This is a genomic window from Mesorhizobium sp. C264A, assembly GCF_040324515.1.
GTDB lineage: Bacteria > Pseudomonadota > Alphaproteobacteria > Rhizobiales > Rhizobiaceae > Mesorhizobium.
In genome coordinates, this window is sequence record NZ_JAMYVY010000002.1 from 2,492,001 (window position 1) to 2,505,620 (window position 13,620).

The 13,620-nt window shown below is 62.2% G+C and carries 17 protein-coding genes and 1 tRNA gene; 11 read left to right on the forward strand and 7 right to left on the reverse strand.

The window, feature by feature from the left end; genetic code table 11:
- The first annotated feature begins 22 nt into the window (after positions 1-22).
- From NKL04_RS31255 to NKL04_RS31285, 7 genes are all read left to right on the forward strand, one after another.
- Positions 23-1,177 (forward strand): dihydrodipicolinate synthase family protein, encoded by a 1,155-nt coding sequence (locus NKL04_RS31255; protein WP_023701024.1) that lies wholly within the window; start codon positions 23-25, stop codon positions 1,175-1,177.
- Positions 1,178-1,281: 104 nt separating this feature from the next.
- A complete protein-coding gene (gene gmd / locus NKL04_RS31260; RefSeq protein ID WP_023701025.1) occupies positions 1,282-2,352 on the forward strand; it encodes a GDP-mannose 4,6-dehydratase in 1,071 nt (356 codons plus the stop codon).
- A gap of 9 nt (positions 2,353-2,361) precedes the next feature.
- Positions 2,362-3,330: a GDP-L-fucose synthase gene (gene fcl, locus NKL04_RS31265; RefSeq protein WP_023701026.1), complete on the forward strand. Its 969-nt coding sequence runs from the start codon at positions 2,362-2,364 to the stop codon at positions 3,328-3,330.
- 81 nt (positions 3,331-3,411) lie between these two features.
- A complete protein-coding gene (locus NKL04_RS31270; protein WP_023710933.1) occupies positions 3,412-3,618 on the forward strand; it encodes a hypothetical protein in 207 nt (68 codons plus the stop codon).
- Positions 3,619-4,024: 406 nt separating this feature from the next.
- Positions 4,025-4,489, forward strand: coding sequence for an Hsp20 family protein (locus NKL04_RS31275; protein ID WP_023671192.1), 465 nt, complete (start codon positions 4,025-4,027; stop codon positions 4,487-4,489).
- 64 nt (positions 4,490-4,553) lie between these two features.
- The gene (locus NKL04_RS31280; protein WP_348529190.1) at positions 4,554-4,979 is read left to right on the forward strand and encodes a DUF982 domain-containing protein; all 426 of its coding nucleotides are present in this window, start codon (positions 4,554-4,556) and stop codon (positions 4,977-4,979) included.
- A gap of 112 nt (positions 4,980-5,091) precedes the next feature.
- Positions 5,092-5,379, forward strand: coding sequence for a DUF982 domain-containing protein (locus tag NKL04_RS31285; RefSeq protein ID WP_245260022.1), 288 nt, complete (start codon positions 5,092-5,094; stop codon positions 5,377-5,379).
- Positions 5,380-5,586: 207 nt separating this feature from the next.
- On the opposite strand, the gene NKL04_RS31290 is transcribed toward NKL04_RS31285, so the two are convergent.
- Positions 5,587-5,661, reverse strand: a tRNA-Val gene (locus NKL04_RS31290).
- Positions 5,662-5,775: 114 nt separating this feature from the next.
- The gene (gene cpdR, locus NKL04_RS31295) at positions 5,776-6,138 is read right to left on the reverse strand and encodes a cell cycle two-component system response regulator CpdR (RefSeq protein ID WP_023671195.1); all 363 of its coding nucleotides are present in this window, start codon (positions 6,136-6,138) and stop codon (positions 5,776-5,778) included.
- 164 nt (positions 6,139-6,302) lie between these two features.
- Between cpdR and NKL04_RS31300 the strand changes: the two genes are divergently transcribed.
- Entirely contained in the window at positions 6,303-7,244 is a 942-nt protein-coding gene (locus NKL04_RS31300; RefSeq protein WP_023701028.1) for an N-formylglutamate amidohydrolase, read from the forward strand.
- 337 nt (positions 7,245-7,581) lie between these two features.
- On the forward strand, positions 7,582-8,355 hold the full coding sequence (hisN, locus tag NKL04_RS31305) for a histidinol-phosphatase (protein ID WP_023683233.1): 774 nt from the start codon (positions 7,582-7,584) through the stop codon (positions 8,353-8,355).
- A 12-nt stretch (positions 8,356-8,367) separates the two neighbouring features.
- Here the strand turns inward: hisN and NKL04_RS31310 are convergent, their stop codons facing one another.
- The 4 genes from NKL04_RS31310 to NKL04_RS31325 all read right to left on the reverse strand — a co-directional run bounded on the left by NKL04_RS31310 (position 8,368) and on the right by NKL04_RS31325 (position 10,861).
- Positions 8,368-9,198, reverse strand: coding sequence for a helix-turn-helix domain-containing protein (locus tag NKL04_RS31310; protein ID WP_023683234.1), 831 nt, complete (start codon positions 9,196-9,198; stop codon positions 8,368-8,370).
- 125 nt (positions 9,199-9,323) lie between these two features.
- Positions 9,324-9,563, reverse strand: coding sequence for a DUF1127 domain-containing protein (locus tag NKL04_RS31315; protein WP_023683235.1), 240 nt, complete (start codon positions 9,561-9,563; stop codon positions 9,324-9,326).
- 3 nt (positions 9,564-9,566) lie between these two features.
- Complete coding sequence (locus tag NKL04_RS31320; protein WP_023683236.1) at positions 9,567-9,737, reverse strand: hypothetical protein; 171 nt, start codon at positions 9,735-9,737, stop codon at positions 9,567-9,569.
- Positions 9,738-9,901: 164 nt separating this feature from the next.
- Positions 9,902-10,861, reverse strand: coding sequence for an alpha/beta fold hydrolase (locus NKL04_RS31325; protein ID WP_023683237.1), 960 nt, complete (start codon positions 10,859-10,861; stop codon positions 9,902-9,904).
- 458 nt (positions 10,862-11,319) lie between these two features.
- Between NKL04_RS31325 and NKL04_RS31330 the strand changes: the two genes are divergently transcribed.
- Positions 11,320-11,787, forward strand: coding sequence for an Hsp20 family protein (locus tag NKL04_RS31330; RefSeq protein WP_023671202.1), 468 nt, complete (start codon positions 11,320-11,322; stop codon positions 11,785-11,787).
- 157 nt (positions 11,788-11,944) lie between these two features.
- Positions 11,945-12,709, forward strand: a complete 765-nt coding sequence (locus NKL04_RS31335; protein WP_023701029.1) for a sulfite exporter TauE/SafE family protein — start codon at positions 11,945-11,947, stop codon at positions 12,707-12,709.
- On the opposite strand, the gene NKL04_RS31340 is transcribed toward NKL04_RS31335, so the two are convergent.
- On the reverse strand, positions 12,706-13,602 hold the full coding sequence (locus NKL04_RS31340; protein ID WP_023701030.1) for an MBL fold metallo-hydrolase: 897 nt from the start codon (positions 13,600-13,602) through the stop codon (positions 12,706-12,708). The genes NKL04_RS31335 and NKL04_RS31340 overlap by 4 nt on opposite strands.
- Positions 13,603-13,620: the final 18 nt, after the last annotated feature.

The following is a 13,620-nucleotide window of genomic DNA, read 5'->3' on the forward strand; positions in this document are numbered from 1 at the left end:
GATGCCGAAAACGGAGGTTGCCATGGATATCACCCTGCCTACGCAGAATGGCGGCCGCGTCAGCTACAAGCTCGCGGGCAGTCCGGTCGAGCCCGTAATCGGTGCGGTTTTCCCGCGCATCGCCTATGCCGCGGCCCATGTCGTCGCCGACCCTTTCGCGATGACCGACCCCTGGTCGAAGCCTGCGGTCGACTGGGACAAGACGATGGCGTTTCGGCATCATTTGTGGCGGCTTGGCTTCCGCATCGCCGAGGCGATGGACACCTCGCAGCGCGGCATGGGTTTCGACTGGGCGAATGCGCAGGAATTGATCCGGCGCTCGATCGCCGAGGCGCGCAGCGTCGAATGCGCAGACCTCGCCTCGGGCGCCGGCACCGATCATCTGGCGCCGGCCAATTCGAGATCACTCGAAGATGTGATCGCCGCCTATGAGGAGCAGTTCGCTTTCATTGAAGGCGAGGGCGGCAAGGCGATCATGATGGCCAGCCGGGCGCTGGCAGCGGTCGCAAAGGGTCCGGACGACTATATCAGGGTCTACGATCGCATCCTCAGCCAGGCATCCGGCAAGGTCATCCTGCACTGGCTGGGCGACATGTTCGATCCTGCACTGAAAGGTTATTGGGGCAGCGGCAATTTCGAGGCCGCGCTCGACACCGTCGTCGCCATCATCGAGCGTCATGCCGGCAAGGTCGAGGGGATAAAGATTTCCCTGCTCGATGCCGGCAAGGAAGTTGCCTTGCGCAACCGGTTGCCGGAAGGCGTCGTCATGTTCACCGGCGACGATTTCAACTATCCCGAACTGATTGCCGGCGACGGGAAGCGGCACTCGCACGCCTTGCTCGGCATATTCGACGCCATCGCGCCGGTCGCCAGTGCGGCGCTCGCGAAACTGGCTGACGGCGACCGCGCCGGATTTGACGCGCTGATGGCGCCGACAGTGCCGTTGTCGCGCAAGATCTTCGAGGCGCCGACGGAGTATTACAAGGCCGGCATCGTCTTCATGGCCTGGCTCAACGGCCATCAGGACCATTTCGCCATGGTCGGCGGCATGCAGTCGGCGCGCGGCATCCTGCACTATGCCGACATCTTCCGCCTTGCCGACCAGGCAGGGTTGCTCGCCGATCCCGAGCTTGCGCTGGCCAGGATGAAGCATTTCTGCGCGGTTGCAGGTGCCTGAGAACGACACAATCGCTGGCTGAAACCTGTCCCCCGTATGGGGGATTTGCGTTCTCGCGCCAAATCTGTATTCGGTTGCCGGGATTGGATGCGGACGGAGCGGCAATGACGGAAAAAGTGGCGCTCATCACCGGGGTTACCGGGCAGGACGGGGCCTATCTCGCAGAATTGCTTCTGCAGAAGGGCTATATTGTCCATGGCGTCAAACGCCGCTCGTCCTCGTTCAACACCGAGCGCGTTGACGACATCTATGTCGATCCGCACGAGCGCGGTGCGCGTTTCTTCCTGCATTATGGCGACCTGACCGACGCGACCAACCTTATTCGCCTGGTGCAGGAGACACAGCCCGGCGAGATCTACAATCTCGGCGCCCAGAGTCATGTCCAGGTGAGTTTCGAGACGCCGGAATACACCGGCAATGCCGATGCGCTGGGAACACTCAGGCTGCTCGAGGCGATCCGCATCCTGCGCCTGGAGAAGTCGGTGCGCTTCTATCAGGCATCGACGTCGGAGCTTTACGGCAAGGCGCGCGAGGTCCCGCAAAGCGAGGCGACGCCCTTCCATCCGCGCTCGCCCTATGCCGCGGCCAAGCTTTACGCCTACTGGATCACGGTCAACTACCGCGAGGCTTACGGCATGTTCGCCGCCAACGGCATCCTGTTCAACCACGAAAGCCCGACACGCGGCGAGACCTTCGTCACCCGCAAGATTACGCGGGCCGTCGCCTCGATCCATCATGGCCTGCAGGACACGCTCTATCTCGGCAATCTCGACGCCAAGCGTGATTGGGGCCATGCGCGCGACTATGTGGAGGGCATGTGGCGCATTCTGCAGCACAGCGAAGCCGACGATTTCGTGCTGGCGACCGGCGAGGCGCATTCGGTGCGCGAATTCGTCGAGCTGGCGTTTGCCGAGACCGGCCGCACCATCCGCTGGCAAGGCGAGGGTGTCGATGAAGTCGGTGTCGATGCCGGTTCGGGCACTGTCCTGGTGCGCATCGATCCGCGCTATTTCCGGCCGACCGAGGTCGACCTGCTGCTCGGCGACCCCGCCAAGGCCAAAGCCAGGCTGGGGTGGTCGCACACGACCGGCTTCAGGGATCTGGTGGCGGAAATGGTGCAGGCCGATCTGGCGCGCACCGCCGGCGGCACGCGGCAGAACAGCCGTTCTGCGTGAGGCAGGTTCATGGACGCGACATTTGATCTGAAAGGCAAGCGTGTCTTCGTCGCCGGGCATCGCGGCATGGTCGGTTCGGCCGTCGTGCGCCGGCTGGCGAGCGAGGACTGCGAGATACTCACCGTATCGCGCGACAGGCTCGACCTGCTCGACCAGGCAGGGGTGCGGCGCTGGATGGCCGAGCACAGGCCGGATGCGGTGGTGATGGCGGCCGCCAAAGTCGGCGGTATCCTGGCCAATGACCGGTTCCCTGTCGATTTCCTGCAGCAAAACCTGGTTATGCAGGGCAATGTCATTGACGGCGCCTTTCGCAGCGAGGTCGGCAAGCTTTTGTTTCTCGGCTCGTCCTGCATCTATCCAAAGCTCGCGCCGCAGCCGATCAGGGAAGACGCGCTGCTGACCGGTCCGCTCGAACCCACCAATGAATGGTATGCGATCGCCAAGATCGCCGGGCTCAAACTGTGCCAGGCCTATCGGCGCCAGCATGGCGTCGACTACATCTCGGCGATGCCGGCCAACCTTTACGGTCCTGGCGACAATTTCGATCTCCAGTCCAGCCATGTCGTGCCGGCCCTGATGCGAAAGGCGCATGCACTGGCGCTGAGCGGCGGCAACAGCCTCGAGGTCTGGGGCTCGGGCACGCCACGGCGTGAATTCCTGCATGTCGACGACGCCGCCGGTGCCTTGGTCTGGCTGTTGAAGAATTATGCCGGCGACAGCCACGTCAATGTCGGTTCGGGCGAGGATGTCACCATTGCCGAGCTTGCCCAGACCGTCGCATCGGTCGCCGGCGTCGAGGCTGATATCGCCTTCGATACGACCAAGGCAGATGGCACGCCGCGCAAGTTGATGGATGTTTCGCGGCTGTTTGCGACGGGATGGCGCCCGCGCTACGCGCTTCGCGATGGATTGGAACAGACATATGCGTGGTTTCTCAACCATATTGAGAAGGGTGATGTCCGCCTCGGCGCGGCCTGATTCCAATTTTCCTTGAACCATTTCGCTGCCGCCCGCGACCAAGCGGTGTGTAGCAAACACGGTCCATCAAGGAGAACGTCAATGTTTATCACTTCAAGAAACGCATTTCTCGCCGCCATCGCGGTTTCGGTGCTGGCAGGGTGTCAAACGGCACCGCCGAGGGAATGCGAGAAGACCAAGCCCGGTGTCACCTACAACGGCAAATGCTGCGGCATCGGCACACCGTGCCGTGAAGGCAACAACACCCCTCATGACAAGCCCGACAGGCCCGATCCGCGGCCACAGTGATCCGCGAGCCAGAAACGTCCCGGCACGTGCCGGGACGTTTCGGCCCCGACAGGGTGGATTTACGGATCGGAAGGCCGCTACCCGGTTCCTTGCTGGCCGGCATTTGAATACGAAACGGGACGGCGGGGCAGTAGACGATGCGGTCGCGCAGATCGCGCGAAAACTTCCCGCCGGATCTGTACTTCAAGGGGCTGTTCGACTGTTCGAAGGGAAGGTCCCGTAGAAACTCAGATTTCGCTTTCCGTCGATGCGAAGGATGCTACGAAAAAAAATTCGAGATGCTCTTGAACTCATTTGGGGCGCCTCCTAATTCGATTTCCGCCAAGGCCATAAGGCTCGGCAAAAAATGGCGGCGCCGCACGGGGCGGCGTCCTTGTACCCATGTTGCTTCAAGGAGGATGTGGCTATGAGAACCTTTGATACCCTCTATCGGACCACCGTCGGTTTCGACCGGCTTTTCGACATGCTCGACAGCGGCACGCGTCCAGACTGGCCGCCCTATAACATCGAGAAGGTCGACGAGAACGATTACCGTATCTCGATGGCCATCGCAGGCTTCAGCCAGGATGAGGTTGAGCTGACCCAGCATGGACCCGAACTGGTCGTGGTAGGCCAGAAGGCTGATGATCAGAGCGGACGCCAGCTGCTGCACCAGGGCATCGCCTATCGCAGTTTCAGGCAGACGTTCAAGCTTGCCGACCACATGAAGATCAAGGCAGCCAAACTGGAGAATGGCCTCCTCTCGATCGACATCGTCCGTGAGATTCCCGAAGAGCTGAAACCGCGCCGCATTAGCATCGGCGTCGGCGACACGCCGACGGCCGCCACTCAGATCACGCAAGACACGGACCGCGCGCGTAAAGCCGCGTAATCCTGTCGATCTGTCACACTTTGAACTGCGGGTCCGCCTCCCGGTTCCGGCCGGGAGGCTGTGATTGCGGAGAAACGAAGATGATCACTGCAGGACGTACTGGCGCGCCTCTGTCGCGCGCCTGCAGTTGGCCTGGACCGCGCAAACCATGAAACTCAATGGTTCGTTCAATTTGGAGGATCATATGAACGATCGGATGTTTGACAGCGCCGTTTTCGTGAAAAGCGGCGATAACCTTGTTCAGGAAATCACGTGTCTCGAGGACGCTCTGGAGTTCCTCTATGAATGGCCGAAGGACAGGCGCGGCCCCATTCACCAAACCGCATTGCGGGCCTGCCAGCGAGCTTTCGATAGCGATTATCCGCTTTCCGCAGCCAGAGACGCGTTCAGCGGTTTTGCGAAAGCAGCCAGAATCCTTGAGGAAGAAGTATCCACGACAATGCCGTGGATGATGGGCAGAGGTGGCGAAGGCGGAGGAGTGACTGCCTAAAGCGCGTCGCGAAACGGATTCATGCGACACGCTTTAAGTCTTTGTTTTGATGCATGTCGTTGTCCCAGAACCGCGGCATACTTCTGGGTGACATGCATTAGGAAAGGAGGTCATGATGCTATCGAAACCTTTTGAAAAGCCAGTCCGGGTGTGGGTGGGATTGGGCTTCCCCCGCCAACTCAACACGGTCGCGGATGCTTATCAATTCGCAGCCGAATGGTGTGGCAACAGCCCGGAGCAGAGAGCTGCTATTCGCGCTTGCAAAGCCGCTCTGATTGGTGATGTGGAACCCGAGACAGCACGAGGCGTCTTCGTCGCGTTCGCTCGCAAGAAGGATATTCTTATGGAGGACGGCATCGAGCCTGCGCCTTCAAGGACGCTAAGCCCGCACCACGTCTAAAGCGCGTCGCGTTTGAACGGACTCAGACGACGCGCTTTAGGTCTTTGTTTTTATGCATGTCGTCGTCTCAAAACCGGGGCCACTTTTGAGCGCCAAGCATTAGAATGTCCACAAACACGAGGCGGCTGCCACAAGCGGTGGCCGCCTTACCGGCTAAGTTGTCGAAGGGGTGCGCCAAAAACGGGCTTGGCCAAGTTATCGAAAGGATGGTGGGCGTGACAGGGATTGAACCTGTGACCCCTGCAATGTCAATGCAGTGCTCTCCCGCTGAGCTACACGCCCATCCGAAGCCGCGCATACACCATTTTTGGTCCAGCGCGTCAATAGCCGGAAAGGGAAAGAAAGGCTCGTTTTGTCGCGCCGCCGACGAAGCGGCGAGATCACACTGTGCGTGCTTCAGGCGGCCTGCAGCATTTTTTCGACCTCGTTGACGAGATCGCGCAGGTGGAAGGGCTTGGACAGCACCTTGGCGTCTTTCGGCGCCTTGGAATCGGGGTTGAGCGCGACGGCCGCGAAACCGGTGATGAACATCACCTTCAGGTCGGGATCGATCTCGGTGGCGCGGCGGGCGAGTTCGATGCCGTCCATCTCCGGCATGACGATATCGGTCAGCAGCAGGGAGAAAGGTTCTTCGCGCAGCCGCTCGTAGGCGCTGGCGCCATTGTCGAAATCGCTGACGTGGTAGCCGGCCCGCTCCAGTGCCTTGACCAGGAACCGGCGCATGTCGTCGTCGTCTTCCGCCAGCAGAATGCGTGCCATCTTGTCCCGTCCGAATCACCCCAGCCAAGCCTGCCGTCCGGCAAGCCCGTTAACCATCCTGTATATGAGGAGCTGACGGTAAACATCAAGTGAACGTTGGCGGCATTAATCCTGATTTGACGGGGTTCCTGACATGCCGAAATGCTGGACATGCGGCCGATGAGGTGGCAGTTTCCCATCATGATGCATTGCTGTTTCCGGGTTCGTTCAAATTGACGACGGCAGCCGAAGATTTTTCGGTCGTTCCACCCTTCGAAATCCGATCGGGCGCCGAGCAGCGCGTTCCCTTCGTCTTCAACTCACCGCATAGCGGCCGCTATTATCCAGACCGCTTCCTGGCCATGGCGCGGCTCGACCGGAACGCCATCCGCCGCTCCGAGGATTGCTATGTCGACGAGCTGTTCGGCAGCGCGGTGGCGCTGGGCGCGCCGATGCTGGCGGCGAATTTTCCGCGCGCCTATCTCGACGTCAACCGCGAACCCTGGGAACTCGACCCGCGCATGTTCGCCGAGCCGGTGCCGTCCTTCTGCAACATCCGCTCGGCGCGCGTCGCCGGCGGGCTCGGCACCGTGCCCAAGCTGGTGGGCGAGGGGCTCGACATCTATTCCGGCCGTCTGCCGCTGGCGGAGGCCGTCCAGCGCATAGAGGCGGTCTACAAACCCTATCACGAGACGCTGAAGCGGCTTTTGACCAGAACCCATGCCAGGTTCGGCTATGCCGTGCTGATCGACTGCCATTCGATGCCGGCGAGCATCAGGGTGGGCGACAGCGGCCTGCGGCCGGATTTCATCGTCGGCGACCGTTTCGGCATCTCGGCCACGGCGGCCCTGACCGAGACGGCGATCGGCCTGCTCATCGGCATGGGCTACACCGTCGCGCACAACAAACCCTATGCAGGCGGCTTCATCACCGAGCATTACGGCCGGCCGGCGCGCCATCTGCATGCGCTGCAGATCGAGGTCAATCGCGGCCTCTACATGAATGAGCGGACGTTCCAGAAATCGGCCGGCTTCGATGCGCTGGGCGACGATATGGCGCGCTTTTCGGCCGACCTGATGGCGATGCCCGACCACCACTTCGTCGACCTGCCGCTGGCCGCCGAATGACGCCGGAGCGGCGGCTGTTCATGCAATCCCGCGCTGGCCATCCCGCAGCGTAAAAAAAGACCGCATCGTTTGCACGACACGGTCGAAGTCTAGGGAGGAAACGCCCAAGGAGGGCATGGACAGGAAAACCTGTCCGAGAACAAATTTATTGTGCGATGCACAAATGTCAATCGATCCCACGCTTTTTTAATTCACTCTGATGTGAAAATGCGTTTCGATGGTCCCGATGTGTGACATTTCAGCAACGCTGATGTCTCTGATAAATCGATAAACCGGCTTGTTTTGGCGGGAAAGTGCCGGCAGACCGGGTTGGCACTCTGTAATGCGGGAGAATCACGTGGACATCAGCATCGATTTCATGCGCCGGATCGCGCAAGCAGCGGCGGCTGAAACCTTGCCGCGTTTCCGCGCACAGGGCGCCGTGGCCAACAAGGAAAAAGGCAGTTTCGACCCGGTCACCGAGGCCGACCGCGAGGCCGAGCGCGCCATTCGGGCGCTGATCTCGGCTGAGTATCCCGATCACGGTATCCTTGGCGAAGAACATGGCAGCGAAAACATCTCCTCAAGGCATGTCTGGGTGATCGATCCGATCGATGGTACCCGCGCCTTCATCTCAGGCCTGCCGGTGTGGGGAACGCTGGTCGGGTTGACGGTCGACGGTGACGCCGTCGCCGGCATGATGGCGCAGCCGTTCACCGGCGAGCTGTTCTACGCCAACGCTTCCGGCTCCCACTACGAAGGCCCCGGTGGGCCGCGGAAGCTGTCGACCCGCAAGAGGACGAAGCTTGACGAGGCGACCTTGTTCACCACCACGCCGGCGCTTTTCAAGGGCGAGGCGCGCACCCGCTACGACGCGTTCGAGGAACAGATCCAGCTCGCCCGCTACGGCGCCGATTGCTACGCCTTTGCCATGATTGCCTCGGGCAGCGTCGACATCGTCGCCGATCCCGGATTGAAACCCTACGACATCGTGGCGCTGATCCCGATCATCGAAAAGGCCGGCGGCGTCGTCACCACATTCGAGGGCGGTCCGGCGGAAAAGGGCGGCGACATCCTGGCCGCCGCAACGCCGGAGCTTCATGCGGCTGCAATGGCAGCCCTGCGGGGCTGATAGTCGACCCGATCAGCGCGGCTTGATCGAGCGCTGGAATTCCGCCGGCGTTCGCCCGTAGACCTGCCTGAACGCGGAGCTGAAATGGCTGTGGCTGGAGAAGCCGAGGTCCAGGCCGAGCGTGGTCAGATTGTCGTAGCGGCCAAGCAGGTCGAGCGCGCGCGCCAGCCGCAGGCGCAGATGGTAGCGATAGAGCGGCATCGCCTCGACCTGCTGGAAAACCTGCGTGAGATAAACCGGTGATACCCCGACTTCAGCGGCGATCTCGGCCAGCGTCCAGCGCCGCGAAAGATCCGAGGACAGGACGAGCTTGGCGCGATCGACCAGCTTCTGCCGGCCAGCGCTGGCGCCGGCGGCATGCGAGGTGCTCTCGCCGAGGGAGCGCCGCACCAGCGTCAGCGCCAGGGTTTCGGCCTCCAGCGTTTCGGCAATGTTGCGGCTCAGGCTGTAGCGCAGCACCGCCACCAGCGCCTGAGCCCGCGGGTCGATGCGGCGGCGCTGACGACGAAACGCCACGGCGCTGCCCGAGCGCAACTGCTCCTTCGGCGTCAGCTCCTGCAGTTGCGCCTCCTCGACAACGAGATCGAGGCAGGAATCGCCACCCTCGACGGGATGGCTGATCCGGTAGCCTTCGGCGTTGTTGAAGAACAACAACTGGTTGGCTTCGGCGACCGCATCGTTGCGGCCGACATGGCGCACGAAGACGCCGCGATAGGGAAACACAAGATGCGTGGCAGCGGTGCACTCTTCTTCGCTCTTGTGCCGGCATTCGCCGCTGCAGAGGACATCCCTCACCCTGACGGTGCCGGTGTCCAGAAGCGTCTGTACCGTGAACTGCGACATGGTGAGCTGAGACATGGCCGTTGCATTCTACCCTTGCGCCGAAAGCTGCTCCGGCACATTAGGCGATTGGCTTGTCCAAACCTGTCAGGAGACTTCACCTGTCGGGCCCTTCGTACGGCCATGGCTCAGTCCCACAAACGGCGCATGTATTCGCAGTGAGCTTGGCTGCGCGACAGGCCGATGTCCTTGAGCTGTTCGTCGGTCATTTCGAGCAAGGCAAGGCGGCTTCGGCGCCTTTCCAGTTGACGGCCGATCCAGTTGGCCGCCGCGATGCCTTGTGTCCGCAAGGACCGCCGGAACGTCGCGGTTTGAGTTGTCGGCTGATGTGCGAGGCATTGCGCCGCCGCTGCATGATCGGGGCGCATCGCTCAGGCTTCCCCGTTGCCGGCCACTGATGCGCCGGCCACTGATGCGCCGGCTTCGTTCAGCGCAATCGCGCATTCCTCACAGCAGACCTCGACGGTCTTGCCGCCGACCTTGACGCGGATCGGATTGGCGTCCAGCTGGCAATCGCAGGCAGCGCAGGTTTTCTCGGTCATGACGTCATCTCCTTGGCGTTCGGTTCGACACGGAGAGATGAGCATTCCGGGGCGGCACCGGCTGTCAGAATCTTTAGCTCTTTGTGTGCTGCCGACGCTGCTCCTGACAGAAGGCTGTCAGCAGGCGCAAGCTCAAGGCGCCGCAACATGCAGCGCCGGTGGCATCAGGCTGTGGGGTCGTCGTTGCCGGGTATGAAGGCGTCGAAGGCGGCGAGCAACTGCTCGCGATAGACATCGGCCTCCTGCAGGATCTCGTGTTTCGAGCCATCGATCATCAGCAGCGAGCCGAGGCGCAGACGCCTGGCGTAGGCTTCCACGGCCTTGGTCGAGACGACCTGATCGGCGCCGGCGGCGATCATCAGCAGCGGCACCTGGATCCTGGCCATGAAGTCGGGCTCGCTGATGGCTTCGCCTGCCTTGATTGCCGCCTGCAGCCAGCGGATCGTCGGCCCGCCGAGCGCCAGTTGCGGATAGTGCTCGTAGATTTTCGTGTTGCGCTGATAGCGCCCGGGGTCCGATGTCACCTTGTTGAGGGCGAAGGGCAGGGTTTCCCTGGGACGCGGACCCCAGGCGGCGTAGAGCCGACCGAAGCCGAGAAAGCACAATACCGAGCAGACGCGGCGCGCCATTTTTGCCGACACGGGCGAGTCGGGCACCGTCAGGAAAGGCGCAATCAGCACCATTCGACGCACCCGGTTGACCATCGACGGCGCCGCGAGCAGCGCGATCACGGCGCCCATCGAATGGGCGAGGATGTAATACGGGCCGCGGCAGTCGGGCAGCACGATGTCCTCGAAGAACTGTTCGAGGTCGCCGGTGTAATCGTAGAAGGAGCGGACATAGCCGCGTTGCGGGTCGGCGATCAGCCGGTCGGAATCGCCCTGGCCGCGCCAGTCGAGCGTGGCGACGCCGAGGCCGCGGTCGGTCAGGTTGCGGATGGTTTCGAAATATTTCTCGATGCACTCGTTGCGGCCGGGCAGCAGCACGACGGTGCCTTTCAGCGGCCGGGTGACCGCGGCAAACAGGCCGTAGCGGATCTTCTTGCCGTCGCGCGTGGTGAAAAAGCCGCCGGCGACATTTTGCGGCGGCGGATTGCCTGGCGTGGGATGGAAGAGATCCGTCATTAGGCGCTTGCGTCTTCGTGGTGTCTCACCCGGCAGGGCGTCGGCATGGTGATAGACGCCAATGGATGAAAAGCAAAGGGAGGACGCCAAGGGGGCGGACGAACAACAAGCAAGGCCGGAAGCAGCCTGCGGCGGCGTGCTTCCGGCCTCTGTCGATCCGGGAGGAAGGGACGTTACACCCGGTCGGCCTCGTCGCGGCGCTTTCATCCGGCGCCGCCTGGTTCTTTATCCTGGGGGCACTCTAGCGCCGGCCGGCTGAACGGGCGCCGAAGCAGCGGTTCATCTGCCGTTCATCGACGCCTCGATTGGCGCTCTTCAAAAATCCTTGAAATGCGCTTTTGCGCTCCCCAAATGTCGGATGCAGCCGCCGATGTCGGGGCTGCTGGTCCACCCGAAACGCCTTTCCAGGGTTTCGCACCGGCCACACGCAAACATGTTGCTCAACAGGAGAACACCTCATGCGTCACGTTGATTTTTCCCCGCTCTATCGCTCGACCGTCGGCTTCGACCGCCTGTTCACCATGCTCGACTCGCTGGCCCAGCCCGATGGCGCGCAGACCTATCCGCCCTACAACATCGAGCGCACCGGCGAGGACGCCTATCGCATCTCGATGGCGGTTGCCGGCTTCTCGGACGAAGAGATTTCGATCGAAGCCCACCGCAACGTGCTGACCGTCAAGGGTGAGCGCAAGGAAGAGGGCAATGGCGAAGGCTCCGAGCTGCTCTACCGCGGCATTGCCTCGCGTTCGTTCGAGCGCCGCTTCCAGCTTGCCGACCATGTCGAGGTCGTCGGCGCCACCCTGAAGAACGGCCTGCTTTTCGTCGACCTTAAGCGCAACATCCCCGAGGAGCTGAAGCCGCGCAAGATCGCGATTACCGCCTCTTCGGCCAACGCCAAGCAGATCGAGGCCAAGAACGCCGCGTGATCAAGAGGGCGGCGTCACAACGCCCAAGGTTGAAAGCGTCTCCTCCCGAGACGAAAGCGGCGCCGCGAGGCGCCGCTTTTTTTCGCCGCAGCCTCTGTCACCCCAACCGAAGAGTTCTGGCTCTTTTGCGGCGGGCGCCGTCTTCCCATGAAGGGCGATGTCTGATCTTTCGGCTGATTTTTCCCTGGCCCTAACGGCAACCATTGCGGTGACCTTCCTGCTGGCCGGCATCGTCAAGGGCGTTACCGGTATGGGACTGCCGACGTTGGCGATGGGGCTGCTGGGCACAATCATGCCGCCGGTCGCCGCGGCTTCGCTGCTGATCGTGCCGTCCTTCGTCACCAATATCTGGCAGCTGTTTGCCGGCCCGAGCTTCGGATGGATCCTCAGGCGGCTGTGGCTGATGATGGTCGGCATCGTCGCCGGCACGCTGGCCGGCTCATGGCTGCTGGCCAGCGACAATGTCAAATGGACGACGGCCGGCCTCGGGGCGGCGCTGATCGTCTATGCCGTCTATACGCTGCTGGCGCGGCAGTTGACGGTTCCCGCGTCAGCCGAGCGCTGGTCGTCGCCCATCGTCGGTTTCCTTACCGGCATCGTCACCGGCGGCACCGGCGTGTTCGTCGTGCCCGCTGTACCTTACATTCAGGCGCTGGGCTTGAGCCGTGACGATCTGATCCAGGCGCTCGGCCTGTCCTTCACCGTGTCGACGATCGCGCTCGCTGCCGGCCTTGCCTCGCACGGCGCGTTCCAGGTCGGGCATGTCGCCATGTCGTCGCTGGCGGTTGCGCCGGCCTTGCTCGGCATGTGGCTCGGACAGTTGCTCCGGCAGCGGATCAGCCCGGCGACCTTCCGGCGCTGGTTTCTTATTTTCCTGATCTTGCTTGGCCTCGAGCTTTTGGCGCGGCCTTTCCTTGCTTAGCGATCGGTGCCGGTTGCGAGAACGGCCTCGACGTTTTGCCGGTGGACGGGCTCGTACAGCGCGAAGTACTCGACCGCGCCCGTGGCGAACATGTCGGCGCCGCAGGTTTTCAGATCCTGCTTCGCAAGATCAGGCTCATTCCGGCAGCGAAGCAGTTTTTGAACGTAGGCTTGCGTGGCGGCGATGAGGCCTTTGTCGTAGCCGCCTCGCTCAATCGCTTCGAGCGAGCCGTGATTGGGCAAGATGCGGTCTATCGGCCACCCGCTCATGCGTTCGAGATCGACCAGATGTTGCGCCAGCCGATCCGCCTCGCTGACAAAGGTGATCGGATCCTCCAGCGTGTCGCCTGCCAGCAGCAGGCCGATCCCAGCCATGAACAGCACCGTGCCGTCATGGCTGTGGATTTCGACCTGACGCAGTTCGACGGCGATTGATCCAACGGTGAGGTCAAGACTGCCTTCGAAGGTCCTGTTCGGCAGCACGAGAGGATTGATCGGTGGAACACCGCTTTCGATCTCGGCCCGGTTGTTCGCGAGCGCCGAGGCGGTGAGCGTGTTGGCGATAATCTCGCAATCCTGAAACACCTCATTGCCGGCAAGATGATCGTCATGCCAGTGGCTGAGCACGACTCGGATCGATGTTGCGCCCATGTCTTCGAGCGTCTGCCTGATGAAGCGCGCGTGAGGCAGCGAAATATGCGTGTCGTAGACAAGCGCCTGCGAGCCATCGACGATCGCATAGGTGCAGATGCCGAGGGCATAGGCGCCGTCGTCCAGCCAGTTCGGCTCGTCCGACCAGGCGCGAACGCCGTCAACGCGGCCATCGTAGAAGCCGAGCACGTTTGGCGCCGGGCGAACCAGCCGCATGGTTGAGCCGAGAGGTGGCTTTGTCATTGGCGCGGTCTCGCGAGT

Coding starts and splice junctions, on each gene's coding strand:
- NKL04_RS31310 (WP_023683234.1), bottom strand. CDS start 9,198: ATGTCGCAGTTCACGGTACAGACGCTTCTGGACACCGGCACCGTCAGG.
- NKL04_RS31325 (WP_023683237.1), bottom strand. CDS start 10,861: ATGACGGATCTCTTCCATCCCACGCCAGGCAATCCGCCGCCGCAAAAT.
- fcl (WP_023701026.1), top strand. CDS start 2,362: ATGGACGCGACATTTGATCTGAAAGGCAAGCGTGTCTTCGTCGCCGGG.
- gmd (WP_023701025.1), top strand. CDS start 1,282: ATGACGGAAAAAGTGGCGCTCATCACCGGGGTTACCGGGCAGGACGGG.
- NKL04_RS31285 (WP_245260022.1), top strand. CDS start 5,092: ATGATGCTATCGAAACCTTTTGAAAAGCCAGTCCGGGTGTGGGTGGGA.
- NKL04_RS31255 (WP_023701024.1), top strand. CDS start 23: ATGGATATCACCCTGCCTACGCAGAATGGCGGCCGCGTCAGCTACAAG.
- NKL04_RS31320 (WP_023683236.1), bottom strand. CDS start 9,737: ATGACCGAGAAAACCTGCGCTGCCTGCGATTGCCAGCTGGACGCCAAT.
- NKL04_RS31340 (WP_023701030.1), bottom strand. CDS start 13,602: ATGACAAAGCCACCTCTCGGCTCAACCATGCGGCTGGTTCGCCCGGCG.
- NKL04_RS31335 (WP_023701029.1), top strand. CDS start 11,945: ATGTCTGATCTTTCGGCTGATTTTTCCCTGGCCCTAACGGCAACCATT.
- cpdR (WP_023671195.1), bottom strand. CDS start 6,138: ATGGCACGCATTCTGCTGGCGGAAGACGACGACGACATGCGCCGGTTC.
- NKL04_RS31270 (WP_023710933.1), top strand. CDS start 3,412: ATGTTTATCACTTCAAGAAACGCATTTCTCGCCGCCATCGCGGTTTCG.
- NKL04_RS31330 (WP_023671202.1), top strand. CDS start 11,320: ATGCGTCACGTTGATTTTTCCCCGCTCTATCGCTCGACCGTCGGCTTC.
- NKL04_RS31275 (WP_023671192.1), top strand. CDS start 4,025: ATGAGAACCTTTGATACCCTCTATCGGACCACCGTCGGTTTCGACCGG.
- NKL04_RS31315 (WP_023683235.1), bottom strand. CDS start 9,563: ATGCGCCCCGATCATGCAGCGGCGGCGCAATGCCTCGCACATCAGCCG.